This is a genomic window from Streptomyces sparsus (assembly GCF_054776295.1).
In genome coordinates, this window is the sequence record NZ_BAAHCA010000940.1 from 1 (window position 1) to 1,854 (window position 1,854).

Genomic DNA, 1,854 nt, shown 5'->3' on the forward strand with positions numbered 1-1,854 from the left:
CGCTCGCCGTCACCGGCTCGGCCGGCGCCGCCTCGCCGTCGCCGCACGGCGCACAACCGCCCTGCGGTCCGCAGCCACCGGCCGCGGACGTGGCGTCCGCCCGGTGCTCGGGAAGGGTCACCGTCCCGGCGCCCTCCACCTCGAAGCCGGCGTCCGCGATCATGTCGAGATCGGACTGCCCGGCCTGTCCCTCGCTGGTCAGGTAGTCGCCCAGGAAGATGGAGTTGGCCAGGTGCAGGGCCAGCGGCTGCATCGACCGCAGGTGCACCTCCCGGCCGCCTGCGAGACGGACCTCCACGTCCGGGCAGACGAACCGGACCATCGCCAGGATGCGCAGCGCCCGCTGCGGAGTCAGGTTCCACTCCTTGCCCAGCGGGGTGCCCTCGAACGGGATGAGGAAGTTGACCGGTACCGAGTCGGGGTCCAGCTCGCGCAGGGCGTACACCACGTCGACCAGGTCGCCGTCGCTCTCCCCCATGCCCGCGATCAGACCCGAGCACGCGGAGAGGCCCGCTGCCTGCGCCTGCTCCACGGTGGAGACCCGGTCCGCGAAGTCGTGCGTGGTGCAGATGTCCGCGTACGTCGACTCGGAGGTGTTCAGGTTGTGGTTGTAGGCGTCCGCGCCCGCGTCCCGCAGGGCCGACGCCTGCCCCTGCGACAGCAGACCCAGGCAGGCGCACACCTCGACGCCCTCGTTCTCCTGCTTGATGGCCGAGATGGTCTCCGAGACCCGGGCCACGTCACGGTCGGTCGGCCCCCGGCCGCTCGCCACCAGGCACACCCGCTTGGCGCCGCCGGCCACACCGGCTCGCGCTGCCTCGGCGGCCTGCTCCGGCTTCAGCCAGGTGTACTTGAGGATCTCCGCCTTCGACCCGAGCCGCTGCGAGCAGTACGAGCAGTCCTCCGGGCACAGCCCCGACTTCAGGTTGACCAGGTAGTTCAGCTTCACCCGCCGCCCGAACCACTGGCGGCGCACCTTTCCGGCCGCAGCCACCACGTCGAGCAGTTCGTCGTCGGAGGTCGCCAGCACGGCGAGCGCTTCCTCGCGCGTCGGCAGCTCGCGCCGCAACCCCTTGTCCACCAGCGTGTTCAGCAGCTCCATGGCGCAGATCCTCGCGTACCCGGCGCCCTCCGGCCAAGGAGAGAACCCACAACGGGGCCGGAAACAGGTGTGTGCATTGCCACACCCTGACCGGGCTTCCACGGCACTAGGTTCTATACGGTCCCCACAGACACACACGGAACGGCCCCCGCATGCCCCAGGACCCGTTCGGCTGGCTCGACACCGCACGCGAGCACCGCAGGCAGGCCGGCCTGGTGCGTGAGCTGCGCGCCCGTCCCGCCCGTTCGCCGCTGCTGGACCTCGCCGGCAACGACTACCTCGGCCTGGCCCGCCACCCTGCGGTCACCGACGCGGCCGCCTCCGCGGCCCGCCACTGGGGGGCCGGCGCCACCGGATCGAGGCTGGTCACCGGTTCGACCGGGCTGCACGCCGAACTCGAAGCGGAGCTGGCCGACTTCCTGGGCTTCGAAGCCGCCCTGGTGCTCTCCTCGGGGTACGCGGCGAACCTGGCCGCGGTGACCGCCCTGACCACCCGCGGTTCGCTCATCGTCTCCGACGCCGGCAACCACGCCTCGCTCATCGACGGCTGCCGGCTGGCCCGTGCGGAGACCACCGTCGCCCCGCACGCCGACCCGGAGGCGTTCGGCAAAGCCCTGCACGGGCACGCGGGCCCCGCGCTGGCCGTGACCGACTCCGTCTTCTCCGTGGACGGTGACGCGGCGCCGCTGGCGGAGCTGGCCGCGGTGTGCCGGGAGCACGGCGCCGGCCTGCTCGTCGACGACGCGCACGGG

2 protein-coding genes are annotated in these 1,854 nt (G+C 72.5%); one reads left to right on the forward strand and one right to left on the reverse strand.

What is annotated here, in order from left to right:
* Positions 1-1,102: biotin synthase BioB (bioB, locus tag ACYVE9_RS25120; protein ID WP_461030185.1), on the reverse strand; the 1,102-nt coding region annotated here is incomplete at its 3' end.
* A 152-nt stretch (positions 1,103-1,254) separates the two neighbouring features.
* Between bioB and ACYVE9_RS25125 the strand changes: the two genes are divergently transcribed.
* The coding region (locus tag ACYVE9_RS25125; protein WP_461030186.1) for an aminotransferase class I/II-fold pyridoxal phosphate-dependent enzyme at positions 1,255-1,854 on the forward strand (600 nt) is incomplete at its 3' end.